Source organism: Enterobacter sp. C6 (genome assembly GCF_008122455.1).
Classification (GTDB): domain Bacteria; phylum Pseudomonadota; class Gammaproteobacteria; order Enterobacterales; family Enterobacteriaceae; genus Enterobacter; species Enterobacter pseudoroggenkampii.
This window is the reverse complement of the sequence record NZ_QPFW01000085.1, coordinates 1-3925: the sequence shown is the minus strand read 5'-3', so window position 1 is coordinate 3925 and position 3925 is coordinate 1. Positions and strand designations below refer to the sequence as shown.

The 3925-nt window shown below is 56.3% G+C and carries 3 protein-coding genes and 1 pseudogene; all 4 read right to left on the bottom strand.

The features are described from left to right. A pseudogene (btsT, locus tag DOU50_RS00955) lies at nt 1–756 on the bottom strand (pyruvate/proton symporter BtsT); the annotation flags it as partial. A 191-nt stretch (nt 757–947) separates the two neighbouring features. Further along, entirely contained in the window at nt 948–1865 is a 918-nt protein-coding gene (locus DOU50_RS00950) for a helix-turn-helix transcriptional regulator (protein ID WP_024908296.1), read from the bottom strand. 179 nt (nt 1866–2044) lie between these two features. Continuing rightward, nucleotides 2045–2557 carry a 4-hydroxyphenylacetate 3-monooxygenase reductase subunit gene (locus DOU50_RS00945; protein ID WP_090419171.1) on the bottom strand — a complete coding sequence of 171 codons (513 nt, stop codon included), beginning with the start codon at nt 2555–2557 and terminating at the stop codon, nt 2045–2047. 17 nt (nt 2558–2574) lie between these two features. Further along, nucleotides 2575–3925 (bottom strand): 4-hydroxyphenylacetate 3-monooxygenase, oxygenase component (gene hpaB, locus DOU50_RS00940; RefSeq protein WP_148768540.1); only part of this gene is annotated, 1351 nt, incomplete at its 5' end.

Here is a 3925-nt window from a genome sequence, read left to right as displayed (position 1 = left end):
GGTCAGCGCCGGGCCCCAGTACGGGTCGTGCGCAATCACGCCGCCGAAGTAGATGGAGGCCACCAGCAGCACGATACCAATCACCGACACCTCACCCACGCGTCCCGGACGCAGGAAGCGCATGTAGATACCCATGAACAGCGCAATCGGCACGGTTGAGCAGACGGTGAAGACACCCCACGGGCTTTCGGCCAGCGCTTTCACCACGATCAGGGCCAGCACCGCGAGGATGATGATCATAATCAGGAAACAGCCGAACAGGGCGATAGTCCCCGGCACGCGGCCCATCTCTTCTTTGACCATCTCACCCAGAGAGGCGCCGTTACGGCGAGAAGAGATAAACAGCACCATAAAGTCCTGCACCGCACCCGCCAGCACCACGCCAGCGAGCAGCCACAGGGTACCCGGCAGGTAGCCCATCTGCGCGGCCAGCACCGGGCCCACAAGCGGGCCTGCACCGGCGATAGCGGCAAAGTGGTGACCAAACAGCACGTAGCGGTTGGTTGGCACGTAGTTCAGGCCGTCATTGTTAATGACCGCCGGAGTGGCGCGCGTCGGGTCGAGCTTCATAACCTTCTGCGCGATGTACAAGCTGTAGTAGCGATAAGCAACAAGATAGACGGAAACGGACGCGACCACGATCCACAGGGCGCTTACGTGTTCGCCCCGGCGTAATGCGACAACCGCCAGACAAAAAGCGCCGAGGATCCCGAGTAAGGCCCAGGGCACGTGCTTCAGTAGTTTTTTAGTATCCATAGTAAGACCTGGTTTTTTATGTAAAGAAAAAAGGGTCAGGGTTCGTTGTGAGGAGGTATTGATTAATGCTGGAGCGATCGTGCCAGATCCTCGCGCGTGTAAAGGACGGTAAATGAATGAGTGGTTGAAAGTGACAGGTGAGCGGTCAAAGGGGGCGACGAGCGGTTTCGGCTCGCCGCCAGGGGGCGAAATTATGTGATTGAGATCACTTGATTATTCGGGTTGCGCTCCACCGCCAGATAGTGCTCCAGCGTTCCGAGTAGTTTTTCCTTCAGCCAGTTCGGCTCCAGAATCTGAATATGAGGCAGCCAGTAGAACAGCAGCGGCAGGATCTGGTTCTCGTGGGCCGCCTGGCAGCGCAGCGTGACTCCGCCCTGTTGCTCCGCCAGCAGCTCTTGTTCCGGCAGAAGATCGCGACGCAGGAAGTAATGTGAAATATTATCTTTGATGAATATTTTCACCGCGAAAGTATTTTCAGAGACCCAGGGGTCTAGGCTTTTTTCCAGCAGCGCAAGGACATTTTCTTCCGGGGTGAAGGTCGTTTTCTGAATATCAAACCAGCTAATCTGACTCAATGAGAAGGATTTCAGGCGGCTATTTTCGGTGGCTTGTAAATACCATATATTTTTTTTGTTAATGAGTTTATAGGGATTAATCAGACGGGTTTTCCCCTTATAAACAATCTGACAAACATTATGGTTTTTAATCGATCTCTCGATTTTCGTTAAATGACGGCGAATATCACGTTGTACCGTGTGTTCGGCTTCATTCGCAAGAATAAGAATATGGTTTTCGTCAACGCGCGTTTCAAGATTCTGCCAGAATTCCGTATTTCTTTCAGGGAAAAAGCTATCAGCATTCAGGAAGTTAGCAAGAGTGTGATGTAAGCCTTGTCCGCCGGGCGATTGTGCCGAATGGATCAGTCGATATAGCCCGTTACCTGTATGTTCAACAATGGGAGAGAGGGCATTTAAATCCCGGTAGACGGTGCGCTCGGTAATTTTGAATTTCTCCATTAGCGCACTGCGGTTTACCACACCGTTTAAATGTAGCTCAACCAGAATATCGACCAGACGTTCAGCCGAGCGGCTCCGCGTCGTTTTAGCCATAAGGTCATCCTGTATATTTAGGTATGCGCTGAATGATGCGGGTGCACTGACACAGAATGTCAGTATTCAGGCACAGAAAATTTCTCTTATGGTTATATAACGGCGTGATTTAGCGGAAACCTTAGGAGTTTTTGTAGAAAGCGGCGCTGGCCGGAAAAAAAAGGCCAGCGCGAGGGGGATTACAAGGCGGCTTCCGCCTCCAGCATAACCGGGTGGAAACGGCGCCTGAAGTAGATCAGGCCGTGTCCTGCGTCACTCAGGATGATGTTTTTAATTTCAACAAGGTAGACAAGATGCGTGCCGATGGTTTGCACCTGGCTAATCTCGCCTTCAAGGCTGGCCAGCGCGCCCTTGAGTACCGGCTGCGCCAGCGGGCCTTTTTGCCAGCAGGAGAGGGCAAAGCGCTCCTCCATCGTTATTCCGGTCATCCCGGCGAAATGACGAGCTATGATCTCCTGCTCGTGGTTCAGCACGTTAACGCACAGCCTGCCGTTACCCTGAAATACCGGATTCATGGCGCTGTTGGCGTTGATGCACACCATCACTGATGGCGGGGTGTCGGTCACCGAGCAGACGGCGGTAGCGGTGATGCCGCAGCGTCCGGCCTCACCCTCGGTGGTGATCACATTGACCGCCGCCGACAGGCTACTCATTGCGTCGCGAAAACGCAGGCGTTGTTCATCTGAATGCATTGCAACCTCCCGCTGCGCTATTTCAGCAGCTTGTCGAGCATGTTGATATCGCTGTTGTTGTGCAGGTGCGGTACGGTCCAGCCGTGCTGGTCGTATTCGGACATGCAGCGGTCGACCATCGCCATCATCTTGTCCATGTTGCCGGAGCTCTGCGCCTGGCGCAGACACTGCAGGCGGATCTCATCCTGACTGCCGGAGTAGTTGATTTCGTACAGCTCGTGACGACCGCCAAACTCGCTGCCGATGGCATCCCACATCAGTTTCAAAATCTTGATGCGTTCGACGTGATCCATGCCGTTGGAGCCGCGTACGTATTTCGCCAGATACTGGTCGATCTGCGGGTTGTTCAGGTCGCGGGCACTGGAGGGCAGGTAGATCAGCCCGGAGGTGACGTTACGTTCGATGATGTTCTTGATCTTGGCGTAGGCCATCGGCGCCATCACGCGGTAGGTTTGCAGCGCGGCGTGATCCGGCAGGTAAGCGCCGTTGACCCACGGGGTGGCTTCAGAACACATGGAGTCGCTCAGCGCCCAGAACATGTTGCGCCAGGCCACCACTTCGCCGAGATCCGCCTGCACGCCGCGGAACTCCAGGGTACCGGTGCATTCCAGGGATTTTTTCAGCAGGGCGGTGATGAAGTCGAGCTTCACCGCCAGACGCACGCATGCCTGCAGCGGGTACATGCGGGCGAAACCGCCCTCCATCGTCCAGCGACGGCAGCGGTCGAAATCGCGGTAGATCAGCACGTTTTCCCACGGGATCAGCACGTGATCCATCACCAGGATGGCGTCGTTCTCGTCAAAGCGGCTGGAGAGCGGATAGTCGTACGGGGATCCGGTTGCGCCTGCCACCATCTCGTAGGAGGCGCGGGAGATCAGCTTCACGCCCTCGGCATCCATCGGCGCGACGAACATCAGCGCGAAGTCCGGGTTTTCGCCCATCACCTGCGCGGAGCCGAAGCCAATCATGTTGTAGTGGGTCAGGGCGGAGTTGGTCGCCACCACTTTCGCGCCGCTGACGATAATCCCGGCGTCGGTCTCTTTCTCCAGCTTGATGTAGACGTCTTTTACCTCGTCCGCTGGCTTGTGGCGGTCGATCGGCGGGTTAACGATGGCGTGGTTGAAGTACAGGCCGGTTTCCTGAATGCGGGTGTACCAGCTCCGGGCGTTCTGCTCGAACTGGCCGTAGAAGGCCGGGTTGGCGCCCAGCGCGCAGCCGAACGCGGCTTTGTAGTCCGGCGTGCGGCCCATCCAGCCGTAGCTCAGGCGCGACCACTCGGCAATAGCGTCGCGCTGCTGGCGCAGGTCGTCGGCGCTTTTCGCCACGCGGAAGAACTTGTGGGTGTAGCCGCCGCTGCCGGTGTCGGTG

Bases quoted from the DNA above. Each gene is read 5' to 3' on its own strand.
- DOU50_RS00945 (WP_090419171.1), bottom strand. From the start codon at position 2,557: ATGCATTCAGATGAACAACGCCTGCGTTTTCGCGACGCAATGAGTAGC.
- DOU50_RS00950 (WP_024908296.1), bottom strand. From the start codon at position 1,865: ATGGCTAAAACGACGCGGAGCCGCTCGGCTGAACGTCTGGTCGATATT.